Below are 20,402 nucleotides of genomic sequence, written 5' to 3'. Positions count from 1 at the left end.
GACCTGAGTAGTTTTGAACAATTAAGAGCATAAAAAAATCATTTACTATCTGTAGAGTTTTTTATAAATAACAGGAAAGCCTTACATATTATAGCCGCGAATGTTAAAAAGTTCGCTATTTTTAGAGCTTAATAGTTTAGAAATTATGAGTAAGCATATAGCAATAAGAATCGCATGGCATGATAATAAATGGAATGGCAGTATTTGCAGCCATCCTGGAAAAAATACGTATTGTATCCACCTGCCCAGGATAAATGATAATAAGAACGAAACGTTTGAAGAGGAGCATTCCGGAATAAGCTGGGATAGTCTCCAAAACGACAGGCTTCCTCCCTGTCAGAGTGAAGGTGGCGCATTTATGAACAAGAATGCGTATCGCCGGCTGTTCAATCATCCTTATAACCAGCCGAACAGGAAGAACATACCTCATCTGGCATTAAAACCAACAGAGATAACAATTCCTCCGTTTACAACATTTGCAGTTCCTTTCTGGTGGATGCTCCGATCCAACCAAAAAGACATATTATCAAACTACCCTGGCATACAAAAAGATGCTAATCCTCCCTTTGACTCAGCTTGGGTATATAGCAATACGACCCAGGAGGGACTGCTCAACACTTTTTTCGATCCCATAAAAGAAGAAACGTCGCTTGCTATTTTCTATCTTAAGGGAGCCAACCCCATAGATGAGGATTCCAAAAGGCTCATTGCCGGAATAGGGACAGTTAAAAAGAAATCATGTATTTTAAAATACGATTCCAAAAAGGAGTATACCTATCCGTTATGGGATAGATTGATAACCCACGGAATCAGGCCTGATGACGCACAAAGTGAGGGAGTTCTTTTGCCCTACCATGAGTACCTTCAGCTACCAGAGGATTTTAAACTCAATACTATAGATGGTGTAAAGACCAAGACCGATTTAATAAATGAAATAAAACTAACCTTACAGGAGACAGCAGGTAGCCAAGAGGCCATATCAAAATTCACTTATGGAAGTTCATGGATCGACGACAGTATAATGCTGTCTCTACTGGGAAAACTACGCTCTATTGTTAGCCGAATTAAGGATCATGGCATAGTGTCGGGATACTGGGACAATAACCTGCTATGGATCGATAAGCAGATTGGTAAAGTTAAGGAGAGTATGGGCCCATTCCCGTCTTTTGGCAATGCCCTGATAGCTTTAGGGTTCCAATATGGGCATTCTCTTGAGGATGACCTGCGCAAAGGCAATCATTTAGGGACAAAAGATAATCCCTGGGATGTCTGGGAGGATATTATTTTTGGACACTTGACAACAGGTAATACTTCGTATCGCGGCGACTTGCCTCAGTTTCGCGATGTGTGGCTTGCCGAATCAAATGAACGGAAAGAATTATTATATCTATTATCACGGTTTGAACTTAGTGACAGGCAGATTAAAAACTGGTTTGATCCCCTGCAACGAAAAAAATGCGGGCACATGTTTTCTGATGCTGAAATTTTACTGAATCCATATATTATAGCGGAAGAGGATTTAGGAGATAATGATCATTATCCCATCGCAGTTGAAACCCTTGATAATGGTTTATTTGAAGACAGGGCGATACAAGGGGACTATTCACCCGTAAGCCCGCAACTTGTGGAATCTTCCATCGATCAGAGAAGAATAAGGGCTATCGTCACGAGCCTTCTTAAAGATGCGGCTATTAATGGTGATACTATCCAATCCCTTACGGAGATTACAGCCATGGTGAATACGCTTAACATGCAAAGGGTTATTACCCTTCCGCAAAATTACCTGCATGCTAATCTTGAGTTTTTCAAAGAGCGCCTGCCTTATATAGTTTCTGATACTCTTGATGCTTTCCAACTCAAGCATTATTTTGAAGCAGAGGCCTATTTACGAAAAACGTTACTGGCCCGGGCTAAAAAAGTGTTGCCTGATTTGAATGAAGATTGGGAGAGTCTGGTAAAGAAAACGATCCATGCTAACGATATTCTGTTTGACCAAAATAATGACCGGCATATAGCAGCGCTTAAGGACCAGGTGGCGGCGCTGCAAAAAATTACAGGGAGGAAATTATCCATCCTTCATGGTCCTGCCGGTACAGGGAAAACAACAGTCATGGGCGCTTTGTTTGGCAGCCAAAGCTTAAAAAGTGAAGGTGTACTTTTACTCGCCCCGACAGGCAAGGCAAGGGTTAAATTAGAAAAAATGGCAGGAAAGGGAAGCCAGGCATTAACCATTGCGCAATTTTTATCTAAGCAGAAGCGCTTTGACTGGGTTCGGCTTAAGCCTAAGTTTACGGGTCAGGATAAATATAAGGCCGAGCAAAACATTGTGATTGATGAATGTTCCATGCTCACTGTGGACGATCTATATGCTGTTTTACAAGCGTTAGACCCCGCACATGTAAAACGTATAATTTTAGTAGGTGATCCGTTCCAACTGCCTCCTATAGGAGCAGGCCGTCCCTTTGCAGATATATGTTCTTATTTGGAATCCCTTAAGGCAGTTGATATGGATTATGAGGCAAGCAATGCATTGGCGAGATTGCAAGAGGTTGTCAGGACGGTTTCCGGCAATGATTCAGACACACTTACCCTTGCCTCATGGTATTCCGGCATTAAGCCCACCAAAAATGCTGATGATATTTTCTCACGTTTGGGTGATAATACCAGACTCAACGACCTACAGCTCCACTGCTGGAAAGATGAGCAGGACTTATATAGACTGCTAAATACTTCAGTTGTGCAGGTCCTGAATCTCAGTGACGATAGTGATTACCATTCCTTAAATACTTTTATAGGCATCTCTCCAGACGGAATCGATACCAAAAAAGTGGAGGCTTTTCAGTTACTGACTCCCGTAAAGGCACCCTTTTGGGGAGCGTTCAACCTTAACCGTAAATTCCAGCAGCAATTCAAATCCGGTAAAAGATTGACCGTCAATATCGGGGATTACAAAATAGGTCTATTCGATAAGGTCATACAGACTGCAAACGAAAAGATAGATGGTTATCCTTCAGGTATGGAACAACAGATTTCAAACGGTCAATTGGGTGTGGTAAAAGGTCTGAATAAAGGTTATGCCAATGTTGTTTTTTCCGGGATTGACAACAACGATACCTATGGTTATAAAGGCCAAGGCAATAATGACACCGATAAAGCAAATCTTGAATTAGCTTACGCCATAACAATCCATAAGAGCCAGGGAAGTGATTTTGATTATGTCTTTCTTATCCTGCCAAAGACGGGAAAATTAATATCAAGGGAGTTGATATATACTGCATTAACAAGGGCCAAGAAGAAGTTAATATTGCTGGTCGAAGGTGATTCTCCGCATTGGATACTAAACTTGTCAAAACCACAATATTCCGTAACCTCAAAACGCAACAGTAACCTATTTCAGGCATCGGTACGAGACGAGAGAAATAGTGTGCCATATGCATCAGGACTTATTCACAAGACGAAGAAAGAAGGCCTGATTGTACGCAGCAAATCAGAGGTGATTATTGCAAATATGCTCATTGAAAAGGGCCTTGATTTCGAGTATGAAAGGGAATATGAAAGTGCTGACGGTCAAAAAAGGATACCTGATTTTACATTTATGGACGCGGCGGGAGATATTATAATACTCGAGCACTTGGGAATGATGTCCATACCCACCTATAAACAAGATTGGGAAAAAAAGAGGCTTTTCTATCAGCAAAATGGTTTAGTTATAAATCAAACATTGTTTACGACGACGGAAAGCCCTACGGAAGGAATCGACTCCATAGAAATAGAAAAGATAATTGATAGTATAGCTGAATTGCTTTAAATATCCTGCAAATTATGCAGGGAGCAACCGCCCCCCGAGTCCCGAGGAAAGGGCGGCAAGATCCGGTTGTGATACAACCGTTCATCTTGCCGATTGCACCAAAGGAGGGCAATCTTTGGAAGCAACCCGAATTTTCAGCAGTTTTCAATGTTGATATAAGCTTGTGAAAGTGGATGGCGCAGTGTTACGGAGGTATCCGTTTTCACCGATACCAGGGCAAATCCTGGAGCAGCGCGAAGGTTTTGCGCTTCGATCTTTCTGTTTCGTACAAAGGTGTTCCACTATGTAAAAAATTCATTTGATGATGGGATTTTCAGGGTAAATTATGATTAAGCTTATTTAGGAAAGACGTAGTATTTTTACCTAAACGAATGTCTAATTTTAATCTGAAAAGTATGCTGACAACAAATGAAGTGGCCCAGGTGTTCGATACGATCTTGAGCAGCCCGGGGATGAATGAAGCCGTTAAGATTGACCTGCGTATTTCGCGAAAAACGGTGCTTTTACTGCACCAGGTTATAGAGCATGGGGTTTCAAAAAAAGGCGAGGGGGAGTTGTTCCTATTTGCAAGTGCGTCTGAGGAAACCCTAACGGAATTGAAAGGATTGGGGACCGATTGCCTACAGCGGGCAGGCCTTGTAGAGCTGAGTGAAAAATTATTGCAGCTCAGCAATCCTAATAAGAAATGACAATGATAAAAGGAAGTTCGAAGTAACTTCCTTTTTTATTTATGGAATGGATTGTTTCTTGAAATTTTCAGGCACTTTTTTGCACCAGCGAAAGGCGCAAGCAAGATTAATTTAGCCAATGGATATACTATATGGAAGCAAATGAAACCATCACCAAAAGTAAAGGGGTTAATAGTGGATACGGTCTGTTGGCTTTACATCCTGCTTTTTGTATATGCTGCGGTAAGTAAACTTCTGGATTACGAACATTTCATAATTGAAATAGCAAAATCACCACTTTTAAGTGCATTTGCAGAAATAGTCCCAATCGCTGTAATCGGTACTGAAATAGTTGCCTCAGCCTGCTTGCTTCACTACAGCTTCAGGTTTTACGGATTGCTGATAGCTTTTGCCCTTATGTGCAGCTTCACTGTATATATAATCATAATACTGAACTGGAGTTCTTTTATTCCCTGCTCCTGTGGCGGCATACTTTCAAAACTGGGTTGGTGGGAGCATTTGGTTTTTAATCTTGCATTCCTGTTACTGGCAATCGGTGCAGTCTTCTTATATCCTAAAGTGCAGTTGCCAGCATATCTCAATAACCCGAGGAAAGTTTTTTCTGTTATGGCAATAATAGGGATAGCAGCTACAATGACAGTAATTTCGCTATATTATTTTTCGGAACAAGAGACCCATCGTAATAATGCGTTCATAAGACGATATCCCCATGACCCGACAAGTTTATGGAAGGGATTTGAGATAGAATATAATTCCTATTATATAGCCGGAGAACGTGATGGTAAAATTTATTTGGGGAATACCACGGCACCGTCCCATGTCCTGGAGGTCAACACAAATACTGATCAGCTTTCCGTTGCAAAAATAGAGTTACCGAATGCGTCAAGGCTTCGCCTGACCGCTCCAAAAGTAAGGATTGACGGATCAAATTTTTATCTGGTAGATGCAGGCAAACCAGCCATATTCAAAGGCAGCCTTGATGACTGGCAGGCATACCTGTATTGGGAGGGTACACATCCCTTTCAGCAACTTGAGCCTTGCCGGGATACAAAATTTGCTTTCAGTGTGATTGCTGATTCCCTCAATCAGCACACAGTCGGTGTATTGGATGCAGAAACAGGCTCTGTAAAAATAGCCAAAGGGCTATTAAGGGGGCAGTCAGGAGAAATTTTTGATACTGACGGAATGCTGCATTACAATCCCGCATCAGACAGGATATTGTATTTATATTATTATCGCAATGAATTTTCGAGCTGCGATCTTACGCTAAAAAATGCCGTGAAGGGTAAAACGATAGATACCATATCACAGGCAGTAATCCCAATTGCAAGGGAAAATAGCGGCAGGGTAAGGACAATTGCCTCTCCGCCATTAATCATAAACAATTATAGCTGCAGTTCGGCCGGTTACCTCTTTGTCAAATCCGAAAGATTGGGGCGTTATGAAAAAGGAAATATGCTTGATGATGCCTCTATAATTGACGTGTATGACCTTAAGCACCAGACCTACGAATTTAGCTTTTACCTATATAATTACAAGGACGAAAAGATACGCTCATTCAGGGTATATCAAAATATTCTTGTAGGCCTTACAGAACACCATATAGTCTTTTATAAACTTGACAAGGAAAGATTCCAATTGCTGGATTAGAATGAAATACGGCCGCATCAGGGGATGATCGAAAACCTGTAACAGAGTAGATCCAACTTTTAAATTTTTATTTTATGAAAACAATTTTTGCAAAAAGGGTCATGCCGGCTTTTGCGGTAATGGCAGCAGTTATGGGCGCTTTTGCCTTTGAAAGAGCAGAAGCCACTGCAATGGTTCCTGAGACCGGATGGATAAACCTTCCGGGCGAGCCATGTGAGGTGCCGGTACAATGCGATTTCAGGCCGTCAGGCCCGTTGTGTACCGCGACGTACGAAGGTACTTCACATGTAGCGAAAGGCAAAAGTAATCCTGCAGTGAACATCTGCGATAAGACATTACGAATGCCTTTAAATTAAAGTTGAAAGGTGCCGAAAGGCACCTTTCCTATTTATTAACTCAATTAGCCCATTTAGGTTTAGGACTTCCTTTTAGCTTGTAATCAAGCCACTCTAACATCCGTTGGCTAAGGTCTACCTGATTTGTGCGCTCCATGAGTGAGTGTTCCTCTCCGGGATACACTAACAAAGAACATGGCTTGCCAAGTTTCCATAATGCATTATAAAACATGATGGTTTGGCTATAGTCAACAACAGGGTCAGTATCGGAAGTCCAAAGCAAGAGTGGTGCTTTGACATTCCTGATATGCTCAAGGGGAGAATTTTCCAGGAGGCCTTCGGAATCAAAAGCTTCGGAAAACCTGAACTGGTAGCTATAAAACAAATCCATATTAGGGTATCCTGACCCATTAAAAGACAGATAAAAGCTTCGCAGGTCAGTTATGGCTGCCCCGATAATTGCGGTGCTGAATATATCGGTTTTTCCCATTATGTATGATGCCTGGTAGCCGCCAAAAGAATGACCGTTCAATGCTATGTTAGCCGAATCGATATTATATTTTTGTGTTGCAGCTTCAACGCTGGCCGTCACGCATTCCAAAGACGACCGGCCTACCTCATTTAAAGTATAGTAGATATCAGGGCAGAGCACAAAATATCCCTTAGCTGTGAGATGCGTAATGTTTATGCCATTGTCGGAACCCCTATCAGGCGGTATGTATAAATTCAGCGTGTGGCTTAACCGCTCATAAATATTCACCACCATCGGGTATTTTCTGTCCGGATCGTAATCAGCAGGAAAAAACAGCGCGCCTTTTAATTCCTTTCCGTTAGCTTTATAATGAATGAGTTCCGATTTGCCCCATAAGAAATTTTCCTGTTGTGGGTTAGATGTTGCGAGAACAGCTGTCTTACCATTTCTGTACAACACCTTAAGAACCGGCGGCTGATCAAAATCAGATTCAAAAAAAAGCCAACCGGAGGCATCATCAAATCCCTTGATGCTAAAAAGATGCCTGTCCGTATTAATGAGCTTTCGCAGGCCATTTGGATTATCCCAAATTTCTAATCCCTCATCAAGGTTTTGTGTATTAATGGTTTTTATCAGAAGGGGAGTATCCACAATCTTTGCAGCAAACCCGAATATCCTTCCGGAACTGCTGGATATAAGCCCATCATCATATATACGGTTCTGGATGCCCGCCTCCCTGCCGGTTGTCATCCTGAAGGTTTTACCCGTGACCGGATTAACCGTCCATATATCGTAACAGTCATAAATGTAAAATTCGCTATCATCTTCTGACCACCCGCCGCAACCGTATGGCGGTAAGGAGCCGGGCAGGTCGTATTCGGTTTTATAAACGGGGTAAGGAATACCATTGCTAATACATTTGTGCTTATCCTTTTTAATGTCATAAACATACCATTGACGATCCCTAAAATAAGCAATATAGCCACCGGCAGGGGAGACCAATGTTTGTTCGGGGTGGTACACCTGCTTATCCAGGAATGTTTTTATTTCCCCAGTCCTGATACAAAGCAATTTAATATCTATGTACTCATCAATATACTTATGTTGGGGAAGATAGTTGTCTTCCTTAAAAACAAGCGCATGGCTTTTATCGCCGGTAAGTACTGCATTAGGATAATCTTCCGTTTCAACAGCGGTATTTTTTCCTTTTGAAAGATCCCAGGCGAACCAAAAGGTGTTCGAAGTGCTGTTGGAGGCACCCGTCTTCCGCAGTTTTTCCGAAGGGCTATTAAGCACCGACGGTTTATTTTGCAGCACCGGAATTGCATTATCCCCCGCTTCCCTTTGCATATAATGAAATACAGTGTTGCCATCATCGCTTATGGCTAATTGTGAAGGCCTTATGAGCATCTGCCCATTCTCAGGCCCGACGTCCTTTAAGTTCCTGGTCTTCCAGTTTTTTCCATGTCGTGTAACAGCTATAATTTCGTATTGATTTTTACTATCATTTCCTATAGCGTAAAATGCTATTGCCCTTCCCGGAGTATTCCACTTCAGCTGGCTATATCTGGCTCCTTCAGCAACTATGGTGGTGACCGAAAAATTATCCAGATTCTGTATCACGACGCTCTGATGGTCTTTTTCTTTTTTGACAAGAGCTGCAAAATCTCTTTTTGGGCTTAGGGCGGCAGCCGTTACATTTTTAATGTCTTTTACGGACAGTGTATTCGTATTAACGATAATAAGCGAGCTCTTTGCCTGATCATGCAGCACTGCAGTGCCACTGCTATTTGAAAATCCTAAGAAATTTACCTTTTCAATAGTCATCTCCCTGCCTGTGCCTAATTCCAATAATAGTACATTAGTACTACTAATAATTGACACATATCGGTCATTGCCCGAGAAGACTGCCCTATACGCTTCCGGATATGCCTTAAGGGATGCTGTTTTGGTATTACAGATAAATAGCGTATCCCCGGCAACTTTGCCCTTCCTGTAGGCCACCCACTGTCCATCATGAGATACTCCTGCTAAAGACAAAGTTTCCCATTGCCGATAATCTTCTTCCACAATCACACGCTTTTGCGCATGGGCTTCCATAAAAAGCATAAAAAAGCATAAAAAAATAAATATAAGTCTCATGTATCATTTTCTTTTGGTAAAGCCCCGGACCATACTAACTCAAATAGCCCGGGGCCAGCTATTAATAACCTGTGTTTTGAGGCAAAAGATTTGGATTAAGCCGTAGCTCCCTTTCCGGCAAGGGGAGACTTATATCAAATTCATTCCAGCCCGGTTTCTGCATCGACAATACTGCATTGGCGGCGCCCAGGCGCTTAAGGTCAAAAAACCTGTGTCCCAGCTCACTGAAAAGCTCTACCCGTCGCTCCTGCAAGATGGCATCCAGCAGACTTGTCGTGCCGTCTGCATCAGTAGGGTCGAGTCCCGCACGTTCGCGTATGGCATTGAGATCTTCTTTCGCCCCTATAAGGTCACCGGTCCGTATACGTGCTTCAGCGCGTACCAGATACATTTCTTCCAGCCTGAGCTGTACCGAATATTCCAGGGAAGCCTCTGTCGGCTCGCTCTGCTTATACTTAAAGGGATAATACCATTGTTCCCCACCTTCTGTTACAGACCCTACCCAATGCACCAGCCTCAGATCGCCGGGCTCAAAAGAATCAATGAGAGACTGGCTCAGCGCGCGCGTGCTCGGAGGCCCGCTACTGAATATATAATTCTGGCCTTCCAGCGTATTAAGATTGGCAGCCGCCGGCATCAGTTGCCAGATCGTGCCTGGGCTATCAATCAGAAATACCTCGTTGAGGTCGGCACTAAGACTGAAGAGCGCGGTATTGTTAATGACCTGGGAGGCTTTTTCCGATGCAAGCTCATATTCACCAGCGTTTAAGCACACCCTTGCCAGAAGCGCTGCAGCTGTGTACTTATTAGGGCGAACGCGCCCGTTACCGGTATAACTTTCGCCCAGCAATCCTTCTGCTGCTGCCAAATCATCAATTAGCCGGCTATAGATTACGGCAACCGGTAGTTTGGCAAGAGACATATTTACGGTATAATCGGTAGTGGTCACATAGGGGATATCACCAAAGAGCTGCACCAGATAACTGTAGATATAAGACCTTAGGAAGAGCGCTTCGCCCTGCAAGCGGTCCTTATCATCCTGCTGTAGTGTTTGCGATGCCTGAGTACCTTCCAGTATCGCATTCGAAGCATAGACCAGGTTGTATGAATCGGCCCAAATGGAGGCGACAGTCGCATCGTTTGCCTGAAGGTTATTTGTAAAGAACTTCTCTTCCGGCAGGCCGTAATTACTATAGCTGATAAGCTCATCGCTGTAAGCGCCCATCAGTATGCCCATTCCCGAACCACTGCCAGTGACTAAGGCCTTACTTTGCAGCGAGGAGTAGATATGCGCAAGGGCAGCATCGGCTGTTGCCACATCCTCATAAACGACATTCGCAGGTAATTCTGCAGCGGGCCCCGGAATGTCCACGAAATTTTCACATGCGGTACAAGCAACGATAACAGCCGCTCCGTAAAGAGTGTAGCGTATTTGTGTTACAAGCCCCAATAGATTATATCTTTTCATTATTGTTTAAATTAAGGTTGGAAATCGATTTGAACGCCAAAACTCAGCGTCCTCAGGGGAGGAAGGCTTCCGCGGGTCTGGTTCTCAGGATCCGCACCTTTAAACTTTGTCAGTGTCAGCAGGTTTTGTCCCTGAAAATATAACCTGCAAGAGGTGGAGGGTAACCATTCTTTTGGCAGGGTATAGGAGATCGATAGATTTTTAAGGCGCAGGAAAGAGGCATCGGATATGACACCATCACTTCCAATGAAGTTGTAAAATGCGTCAAGCGCCTCATTATTGTACCCTGCCGTGTAAAGCTGGATATCCGAAGGTGACCCAGATTGCCAAGCGGAAACTACCGCTGCCGGCTGGTTATCAGGAAGCCCCGGAATCGCACCAGTATTAAAATGATTATACCCCTGCTGTTTTACGAACTGCAAAAGAAAATCAAGGCTCCAGTTCTTATAAGACAGGCTGTTTTGTAAACCTCCATAATAGTCCGGTGTCAGGCTTACGATTTTCTGGCTGTCTTCGGGCCAGGTGATCTGCCCATCTCCATTATAGTCCTGGAACGTGTATAGACCCGTTTGCTGGTCGACCCCTGTGTTATGGTACACTTTTACAATATCCAGCGGCTGGCCAATTATATACTGCTCTGCGTAGGTCGAGCTTTCCAGCCCATCATATCGCAAAAGCTTGTTGCGGGCGAAAGTAACATTTGCCGATGCCGTCCAGTTCCATTTCCCGGTATCAAGAATTATAGTTCTAAAATCAAATTCCCATCCTGTATTCTGGACCGTGGCATCAAGGTTAGCCTGGATGGAAGGAAATCCTGTCATCGTCGGTAATGGAATACCGACCAACTGACTGGAAGAGCGGTTCCTGTAATGGGCAGCGGTCAAATACAGGCGGTCTTTCAGGAAGCCGAGTTCTACTGCAAATTCAAGTTTCTTATTTGTCTCCCAGCTGAAATCGGGATTAAACAGGCGTACCGGCTGAAGCCCAACAACCCCCTGATAAGGTACTCCTGTAGCCTGATAAGTGCTGAGATACTGATAGTCGCCTATCTGATCACTTCCGGTAGTACCGTAACTTCCCCGAAGCTTTCCAAAACTCAGCGCCGTTTGCATATCTGCAAATATTTTCTCTTTGCTAAAGATCCAGGCTCCCCCTACAGCGCCAAAATTTGCAAATCTTTTCCCTGGGCCGAACCTGCTGGAACCGTCCCTGCGACCTGTCAGGTTAAGGATGTATTTCCCATCAATATTGTAGTTTAGCCTCCCGAATATCGCATTATAGCGGTAGAGCACTTCGCTGTCGGCCAATATATAAACAGTTGTTGCGGCGGACAGGTTATCGATCAAATTATTGTTCGCGAATCCTGTCCCGCTTAATTGCAGCGCATGTGCGGTACGTTCCTGAAAAGTCAGACCGCCAAGGACCTGCAAGTCACCGGGCCCTAAGCGCCTGGTGAATTCCAGCTGTGGCTCGAAGTTCCAAGAGCGCTGGCTGACCAGGCTCCTGAAGGCATTGGAAACCGCAGTTGTATATCCCCATGCAGGGTCATATATAAGTATTTGGCGAAAGGCGTTTCTCTTCCAACCGATTGTCCGCATATCCCATCAGCGCCTTAGCTTCCAGGCCATCGATAAGCCTATAGCTTAGACTTGCACCCGCCGTCAGGCTGTTATTGCTTGCGAGGTAATCCTGATTTAATGCCGCCAGAGGATTTTCCCAAGTGGAGTTTTCCCAGTTCAAACCGCCTTCAGCGTTATACAATTCCGGTGCGTTGGGAGAAAGGATACTGGCTTTATAGGTAAGGTCGGTGCCCGGCAGGTCGCTTTTGGAGGCTACATAATTGGCAGACAGGTTAAGGCCGAAACGCTGATCTGCTGAACGATGATTAACGTTTAGGTGCAATGCGGATTTCCGAAAACTGAAGTCTCCGGGAAAAACGGTTCCCTCTTTGTAAGTAGTCCCGCGCACCAGGTAACGTGTCGACTCACTGCCCCCTGAAATACCTGCCTCGATGTTTTGTGTGACCGCTGTCCCGCCAATAAGCTCTTCCTGCCAATCAGTATTGCGATTTTGATCCCATGTGCCATTGACATCGTAAGCCCATTCAGGGATTTCCGTGAAACCGTCGTTGATGAACGCCTGCCTGCGCATATCCAGATACTGCGTTGTATTCATGAGCTTCATAAACCGGGAGACGCTTGAAACACCCGTATAGGCATTGACTGAAAAAGTCGTTTTTTCAGCACGCCCTTTTTTAGTAGTTATCAGTACCACTCCATTGGCTCCGCGAGAGCCATAAATGGCTGTGGCATCTGCATCCTTGAGTATCTCTATGCTTTCGATATCGTTGGGGCTTAGCCCGTTCAGCGGGCTTGAGCCGCCAAATGGCAGGATGCCCTGATAAGCCGATTCTGAGCTTACATTGTCCGCAGTGAACGGCATTCCGTCCACAATGTACAGTGGGTCATTACCGCCTGTACGGAGGCTGTTCCTTCCCCGGATCTTTATGCTAAATCCTCCGCCCGGCACGCCGGTATTCTGCACAACATCCACACCCGGCATGCGGCCCTGGAGCGTTGCAAGGGGATTTGCGACGGGCTGCTTTTCAATGTCCTTTGCGGTAATACGCGAAATGCTTCCGGTTCGCTCCTTGTCCTTTACGCTGTAATATCCTGCATTGATCACTACCTCTGCCAGTTGTGCGGCATCTTCCTGCATCACGACATCGATGGACTGTGAGGTAATAACCTGCTCTACGTTTTTCATACCCATAAAGGAGAATACGAGTGTATCGCCGATTGAAGCAGTAATGCTGAAGTTCCCTTTTTCGTCCGATACGGTAGCGGAGGTGCCATCTTTTAGATAAATGTTCACTCCGGGCAGCGGACCTCCACTGTCGGTTACAGTCCCGGTGATAGTTGACTGCCAAAAGGATATAATTACACTACGGTCAATATAGTTGGCATGCATGTGGCTGCACCACAGCAAAAGCCCTAAAATAAAGGCAAAGCAGCCCTTATCCAATGAAATTATTTTCATAATTTTGAATTGTTAAATGAAACGAAAGTTTTGTTTTCTCGAGCCTTCTGCCCGCACCGCCAAGTAGCAGCAGAAGGTTTTTTATTTGTGTTTGGCTAGTTTGGTCAGTTTCTCATGGGCACACGTATTTACTGGTTAATAATGGTTTAGCTATTATTTTACCAATACGGCCGAAGTCTGCTCCGGGTATTGCGGCATGGTGCGCAGGGTCCAAAGAATATGAACCTGAAAGGATAGAAAAATGATTTTTCTTATACGCGTCCATCATGAAGTATTACTACCACGCGACACAAAAACATTGCTAAGAAATAAGTAGAGTAGAAGAGGCCATCCTTAAAAAGGAGGCGTGGGTTTAAACTCAACTTATCGAACGGAGGTACTGGTATACCCTGCAACAATAAGTGAGCCCACGCCATATATGGCGTGAGCATTTACACTTATCATCCCGTTGCTAAAAATTACCAGTTTTCCGTCCGGGGTTCAAAGCGAATGCTTCATATTATTTGAAGTATCGCAAATATATTATCTATAGCAAATATAGCAAAATATTTAATAATTCGGATTTCAGTCCGAATAAATTTAATTTTTAACAGGTTCCTTTGTTAATATGAAGGATAAAAATCGTTTAATTGTTGAATATATTGCCCGGGAATGGGTGGATAAAGCTGAATCGCAAAATTATTTTGCAACTGAGCACAATATAGATGAAAAGACGGTAAGAAGGATTAAAAATGATAAAGATTATCAAATAAGTCTGATAACACTAATGAAGATTTGTGAAGCAAGAGAAATCAAACTTTTTGAGTTTTTTAAATCATTAGGAATTTAATCTAAGCCACAAAGCTGAGATCTACTTGAGTAGCAAAATTGTTTTTGATGTTTAAATCAATTAGCTCCTGCAAATAACTTATTTCCTCTATTGCCCATTGGAAAAAGATTCTTCTTGTAATGACTTCTAATTCGGTGCTTAGCATAAAATAGTTAATAGGCAATCGCTCTATTTGGGATTCCAACTTCTTTTTTAATTCTTCAGTATTGGTAAGTCTAGTTAGCTGAAGTTCTTTGTCTATCAATGCTTTATTTCCTATACTAATTATCCTCTTATACCTGGCCTTAATATTAAATACTCTATCCCAAGACTCAATTTTATCTCTGATAATTGTGTCTGCTGCATTTTTGGGTTCTATTTCGACCGACCAATTTCCCTTATAGCTATTATTTATATTTGGTAATTCTAAGCAATTTAACGAAAAGACCATCTCTTCAAATGGATGTGGCTGCGAGTTATAGGGATAGAATGCTGTACATCTAGTCTTGAAATCATCAGAGTAAAGTAATTGTTTAGTATCTTTTACTAGATTACAGTCGGTACCTGAAGGAAAAAGATTTTTAGAATTTATTGCAGCAAATACAAACAAGTCGTTCCCCTTTGGCAAAAGGTGATCGTGATCAGGTTTCCGAATGCTCATTTCATCCCGCATTTTTTCAAGACCACAATACGGGCAAACCATGTATTCCACATAATTTATTGAATTTTCCTGGACAAATAACCTGTAGAATTCACCTAAATCCGATTTAATTTTTTTGCAAAATGAACTGTCCTTTTTTCCAAGTTGACTACTATATAGATGATTGAAAAGTTCAGATAAGAAATCGGCAATTGAGAGTTGTTTTGTATTACCTTTTTTATCATTTATAGTTTTCCAAACGATGTTATTAAAATCTTTAGCTGTATCAATACTCAGTGTAGTATCATCGAATAGTCTTTTTATATCTAAACTTCGGTTGAAAGCATCTATAATTCTATTTTTAGTGGCATCGTCAAAAGTTAGAAATTCTTTAAGCAGCTTTTCCAATACTGTCATCCTATGTACCGGCGGATCACTATACCATTGCGGAAATAATATCTTACTACTAAAGGATGTAGGATTAGATGACTGGACTTTATCAAAAAAAAATTTAATCAGATCTTGTAATTTTTCAATATCGTGATTTTTAAATTGTAAGTAAAATAACATAGCTAGACCTCTTCTTTAAATTTCTGGTCACACTTTGAAAACTCATCGAGAAGATATAATCTGTCAACTGATTCGCCGAGCATACGAATTCTACTTAAAAAATTCTCTCTCTTTTCGATCCATTGCTGATGGCTATCAATTTCAGCAATTTCGCTGTGGAGTTTTTCAATATCTAAAAATGCCAGTTTTGCGATTCGACTATCAAAGTGCTTGTAATCATCATCGTTGGGATCAAATAAGCTTTCCGTAACGTTTTCATAAGTCGCTCCATATGTTTCTTTTTCAACCCTTGAAAAGGTTACTTTACCCTCGGTTCTTTTAAATTTAAAGACATTATAGCCGTGACAGTCAGACAATATGAACGGCGAATGAGTAGTCACGACGAACTCTACATTTTTATTCGCTAATACTTTGTCCATCTGATAAAAGAAGTCACTCCGCCATAAAGGATTAAAATGAGTATCAGGTTCATCTAAAAGATATAGAATATCTCTATCTGCCTTCTTAGTATCAAAAAGTAGGATTCCGCCCAAGATATGAATAAATTGATGCTCGCCATCACTTATTTTTTCATACTCTGTTCTCACCTCAGGGTGCTTGAGAACTAGTTCGATGTTCTCAATACTAAAGATTTTATCAAGAGAGGCAATCTGTGGAAATTTGATAAGTTGTCCTTTCTCCCTCTTTTTTCTTAGTAAGTCTTTATATTTTTTTTGAATACATAGTGTATTTAACAAATTTAGTTTGGTTAATGCCTCAAATAAATTTTGGACATTGCCAAACTTATCTTTAAATAAATTTATCGTTATTTTGTTCACGAGAAAGTCAAATACATATTCATTGCCTTTTACGTCATCAATACTGATGTTTGCGAGCGTTGCGCAATCTTTCAACTGTTCAATGTAAGTGTTAAGTTCTTGGGTTATTTGTACTTTTTTGTTTCCATAAAGCTTATGTAATCTAATTACTATACGAAAAGTATTCATTCCGGACACCCTAAGATTGTTAGTGAAAATTTCCTGCTTATTTGTTTCAGCAAGAATGAAATTTGACACGACAATTGCGGCATTTGAATCGTAATTAAGTAATAAAAGATTCGGTGATAGAATTTTTTGTGCAGGATTTACACTAGAAATGGCTTCATTAGCTACTTGTTCCGCATAATAGTCTTGCAAATCTACATAAGGTAGAGTAAGTAAATCATTTAATCCGGAAGTATAAGCAACGGTTAAGGGAATATAATCTCTGGCGTTAAGGGCATTGACTTTGACAAAATCATCTTTTTGTAATGAATTTTTTTTAATGCTCTTTCTATAAAACTTAATTTCATCTCTCTCACGAGTACGAATTATCCTTATGGTCTCACGCTTCTGTTTTACAGTAATTTCATATTCTATATGAAACAGAATACTGGTTTTTGATTTGTTATCTGAATATGGAAAGTATTTGGGGCTGTTATTTAAGTATAACTTGTGTGTATAGAGAAAGTATACCTCAATCTCATAGAATATATCAGATAGTAGTTCTAAGAAGTTCGATTTTCCACTTCCATTCAAGCCAACCAAACAGATAGGATCAATCTTATCTAGCAATAAAGGATGCTTTAAAAATTGATACTCGAATGGCTCTAGGCTTCGATATTTATTTAAAAGTTTAAGATACTGAATTTTCATAATTAATTATTGTATGAACCAGTTTGCCATTAACGCTTTTTGCAATAAAAAAAGGATCAGGATCATTCTTAAATAGTTTTTCCTGTGCTAGTTCTAAGAAAGCTTTTGAAAAATCATCAAAATCCATGTCCGGTATACTTGAATTTAGACTTTCAAATAAGTTTATCTTGTCATCATTTGAAATGTCTTTACCTTGTAATGTAATATAAGCTTCTTTCTTAATTTCCGAAATAATATTTTCTTTAATATTTTTCATAAAGTGCTCTTTTTTAAATTTTGCCTGGACTTTTCGAATATTGTTTCTATCCTCTTCAATCCTAGTCTTTGTCGTTTCAATTGCTTTAAGCAACTTTTCAAAATCATGTTTTACCGAATTAGGCTCATCGTAGCTCCCAATGTAAGCTTCACTCAAAATTGCAAGTTCCAGATTTTCCATTTCTAATTGTGCCTGATTAAAATCAATTTGTAGCTTATCAACAATCTTTAAAATTTTTTCAATCTTTTGCGAAATAAATTTCTGCTCTTCATAACTAGGTAAACAAATGTTTAGATTGCCAACAATAATGCTATTTAAGGCCGATTGACTGCTACTTGATCTAGCATTAATGGATTCATTTCTGATTTCTAAATATTTCATTTGCAAATAGTAAAAGACAAAGAGAGGGTCTATACCATCGTTTAAGGTTATTGCACAAACATTTTGATTTGTGCATGCCTCTATTTTTAGAAGCCCAACTTGTCCCCTCGTTTTGCCTTCTCCTACCATAGCCATCAGTATAGTACCTTTACTTAACAATTTGAGATTGGTACTTTCAACGGCTAATTTTGTTATTTTTTCTTTGCTAGCATTTATAAAGGAATTATTTACTTCTCCACTGCTAACCCATGGTATGTGTCCACCCCAATAGGCTTTAACACTACGTTTCGGCGTAGCACCTACGCTAATTTGAGAGATATTTTTGAAGTTATTCCATTTCCAACTATCCGGCACGCTAAATTCGGACAGATACTGTTCATAGCTCTCACTGCTGAAATTTGAAGCATCAGTCAGGGATTTTCTATATTCCGAGGATAACTCGCCGGAATAAGCTTGTCTAAGAACCGATTGCTTAAAATTTTGTAGATGTTTTATAATGTCGATATCTATATCCGTGTTTTTGGAATCATAACTAACATTGGATTTCAGGCTATTAATAAATTGCTTCTTCTGAAAATTAAATATGTGTTTACTGTTATTAAGTTTAAGCTCAATTTCTTTAACGATATCTACCTGCTCCGTAATCGGAACATATGGTATCTTTAAATCAAGAAGTACGTCTGGATCGACATGTGGGATACTGTTGCCTTTCGTATTTTTATTTATAAATTGAAACTTACTTTTGATAAAATAATATACATATTTTGTGTTGAACTCAATAGGCGTCAGTCGCATTAAAGTTGAGCCTATAGCACCATGTTGACCCAAAAAGCACAACCCTGATCTAGAACCATCCCATACCATAAGAACATCAGAGTTATTAGCAATATTGCCGAGTTCTGCATATGTGTATTCACGAATTTCAAAATTTTCCAGGGCATGGATATCAAGATAAGGAACGGCTTTATCGAAGTTTTTTTTCCGTAGTATGGATGGTTTTGTTCCTTTTTGGACAAATAAAATATCTCTTAAGTCTATTTTAAACAGAAAATTACGCATCACCTTTCACATTTAATAGTTCTTTTAAAGCTTGTAATGATGTGAGTTGCTCTTGATAATTTCCTATGAGCTTTTCTAAATAAAATGATGGATCCTCCAGTTTTTCAGGTTCAAAAATGTTAGTAAACGATAAGTCATAACCTCTTTCCACGACTTGCTGAAAAGTATATTTTTTAAATCTATTTGATTCTTCTCTGAAGCCTGTTCCGTCATATTTTTGGCCATATGATTTCACAAAGTCCGCGAAGTGTAAATCGTATTGTAGTGGGCGGGAGGTTTTCGTTACGTCTTGGACGTCAGTTCTTGCATCGTATACCCATAATTCTTTTGTTGGCATACCTTTTTGAAGAAAGACTACACAAGCTTTTACTCCAGCGGCATATGGATTAAAGGTGCCTTTGGGTAGTTTTAAAATAGTATGCAAATTGCAATGACCATCTTGTAAAATATTTTTCCATACTTCTTTAGCTTTACTATCAGTTAGGCTACTGTCCGGTAAAACAATTGCTGCACGTCCATTAACTGCCAACACTTCATTTATATGTTGAATAAAATTTATTTGAATGTTACTAGTGTCCACCATGAACTTTCTTATTTTTGGAGATCCCGAAACACCACGAGTGCCAAATGGTGGATTAGTTATTATGCAATCAAACTTGTATTTATGTTCGACGGGGCTGTATATCGAATCTCCCAAAGTTAGATTTGGAATAATACCATGTAGAAACAAATTCATTAAAGCCAAACGATATGGTCTCACCACAAGCTCTTGGCCATAGTATGATTTGTTTTTGATTTTAGCTAGTTCACTATGATTAGTATTTTTCTTCGCCCAATCTACTGCCATGGTTAAGAAGCCTGCTGTGCCGCAGGCAACATCAGAAATTTTAAAATCTTTTTTCTCCAAGGGATTAGGCCTCACAACTTCAACGATTGCTTGGATGAGTGGTCTTGGAGTAAAAAATTGTCCGGCACCCTTTTTCCCCTCATTAGCTATCTTGTCCAGTAGTCCTTCAAATGCTTCTCCTTGTACATCTTTTTCCAATTCTGTCCACCCAATTGCCTCGATACCGTCTACAATTTTCTTTAAACTTACCGGATTCTTGATTTTAGCAATTGGTTCTTGGAAAATTTGTCCCAAAATTCCCTTCTCTTTTTTTAAATTCAGTAGGAGCTGTTCATAATACTTCTTCAATTCTTCTCCCTCTCTCGTTATGAGATTACTCCATTGGCAATTTTGAGGGACAGATATACCACTTTCATCAGCCATTTTTAAAAAAAGGAGATAGGTTAATTGTTCTATATAGTCAGCATTGTCTACGCCATCTTGCCTTAAGATATGACAAAAAGACCACAATTTGGCAGTTATATCCATTGAAAAAATATATGTAAAAAGAAATATACGCGAATAT

13 protein-coding genes are annotated in these 20,402 nt (G+C 40.8%); 5 read left to right on the top strand and 8 right to left on the bottom strand.

All coding sequences use genetic code 11. From position 1 onward, the window contains the following. Nucleotides 1–100 precede the first annotated feature (100 nt). The 4 genes from Q0K96_RS01575 (at nt 101) to Q0K96_RS01560 (ending at nt 6,503) form a co-directional block, all read left to right on the top strand. Nucleotides 101–3,808, top strand: coding sequence for an ATP-dependent RecD-like DNA helicase (locus Q0K96_RS01575; RefSeq protein WP_297332254.1), 3,708 nt, complete (start codon nt 101–103; stop codon nt 3,806–3,808). A gap of 422 nt (nt 3,809–4,230) precedes the next feature. Next, nucleotides 4,231–4,497: a hypothetical protein gene (locus Q0K96_RS01570; protein ID WP_363317222.1), complete on the top strand. Its 267-nt coding sequence runs from the start codon at nt 4,231–4,233 to the stop codon at nt 4,495–4,497. Nucleotides 4,498–4,638: 141 nt separating this feature from the next. Continuing rightward, entirely contained in the window at nt 4,639–6,147 is a 1,509-nt protein-coding gene (locus tag Q0K96_RS01565; RefSeq protein WP_297332252.1) for a MauE/DoxX family redox-associated membrane protein, read from the top strand. Nucleotides 6,148–6,221: 74 nt separating this feature from the next. After that, nucleotides 6,222–6,503 (top strand): DUF6520 family protein, encoded by a 282-nt coding sequence (locus Q0K96_RS01560; RefSeq protein WP_297332251.1) that lies wholly within the window; start codon nt 6,222–6,224, stop codon nt 6,501–6,503. 40 nt (nt 6,504–6,543) lie between these two features. Here Q0K96_RS01560 and Q0K96_RS01555 read toward each other — a convergent pair whose 3' ends face one another. From Q0K96_RS01555 to Q0K96_RS01540, 4 genes are all read right to left on the bottom strand, one after another. Continuing rightward, nucleotides 6,544–9,096: a prolyl oligopeptidase family serine peptidase gene (locus Q0K96_RS01555; protein WP_297332250.1), complete on the bottom strand. Its 2,553-nt coding sequence runs from the start codon at nt 9,094–9,096 to the stop codon at nt 6,544–6,546. 61 nt (nt 9,097–9,157) lie between these two features. Then, nucleotides 9,158–10,564, bottom strand: coding sequence for a RagB/SusD family nutrient uptake outer membrane protein (locus Q0K96_RS01550; RefSeq protein WP_297332249.1), 1,407 nt, complete (start codon nt 10,562–10,564; stop codon nt 9,158–9,160). A gap of 11 nt (nt 10,565–10,575) precedes the next feature. After that, nucleotides 10,576–12,162 (bottom strand): TonB-dependent receptor, encoded by a 1,587-nt coding sequence (locus tag Q0K96_RS01545; protein ID WP_297332248.1) that lies wholly within the window; start codon nt 12,160–12,162, stop codon nt 10,576–10,578. After that, entirely contained in the window at nt 12,110–13,603 is a 1,494-nt protein-coding gene (locus tag Q0K96_RS01540) for a TonB-dependent receptor plug domain-containing protein (RefSeq protein WP_297332247.1), read from the bottom strand. The genes Q0K96_RS01545 and Q0K96_RS01540 overlap by 53 nt, the downstream gene beginning before the upstream one ends. Nucleotides 13,604–14,210: 607 nt before the next feature. Here Q0K96_RS01540 and Q0K96_RS01535 point away from each other — a divergent pair. Beyond that, entirely contained in the window at nt 14,211–14,432 is a 222-nt protein-coding gene (locus Q0K96_RS01535; protein ID WP_297332246.1) for a helix-turn-helix domain-containing protein, read from the top strand. Between the two features lies 1 nt (nt 14,433). On the opposite strand, the gene Q0K96_RS01530 is transcribed toward Q0K96_RS01535, so the two are convergent. The 4 genes from Q0K96_RS01530 to Q0K96_RS01515 are packed head-to-tail and all read right to left on the bottom strand — an operon-like array spanning nt 14,434 to nt 20,365. Beyond that, nucleotides 14,434–15,621, bottom strand: coding sequence for a hypothetical protein (locus Q0K96_RS01530; RefSeq protein ID WP_297332245.1), 1,188 nt, complete (start codon nt 15,619–15,621; stop codon nt 14,434–14,436). Nucleotides 15,622–15,623: 2 nt separating this feature from the next. Beyond that, complete coding sequence (locus tag Q0K96_RS01525; protein ID WP_297332244.1) at nt 15,624–17,294, bottom strand: restriction system-associated AAA family ATPase; 1,671 nt, start codon at nt 17,292–17,294, stop codon at nt 15,624–15,626. Beyond that, nucleotides 17,275–18,990 (bottom strand): restriction endonuclease subunit S, encoded by a 1,716-nt coding sequence (locus Q0K96_RS01520; protein WP_297332243.1) that lies wholly within the window; start codon nt 18,988–18,990, stop codon nt 17,275–17,277. The genes Q0K96_RS01525 and Q0K96_RS01520 overlap by 20 nt, the downstream gene beginning before the upstream one ends. After that, nucleotides 18,983–20,365, bottom strand: coding sequence for an N-6 DNA methylase (locus Q0K96_RS01515; RefSeq protein ID WP_297332242.1), 1,383 nt, complete (start codon nt 20,363–20,365; stop codon nt 18,983–18,985). Before Q0K96_RS01515 ends, Q0K96_RS01520 begins: the two co-directional genes overlap by 8 nt. Nucleotides 20,366–20,402 lie beyond the last annotated feature (37 nt).

Origin of the sequence: Flavobacterium sp. (genome assembly GCF_024305175.1) — a bacterium.
In the GTDB taxonomy this organism is placed as follows: domain Bacteria; phylum Bacteroidota; class Bacteroidia; order Flavobacteriales; family Flavobacteriaceae; genus Flavobacterium.
Note: the sequence above shows the minus strand (reverse complement) of the source record. Positions and strands in the feature narration are given on the sequence as shown.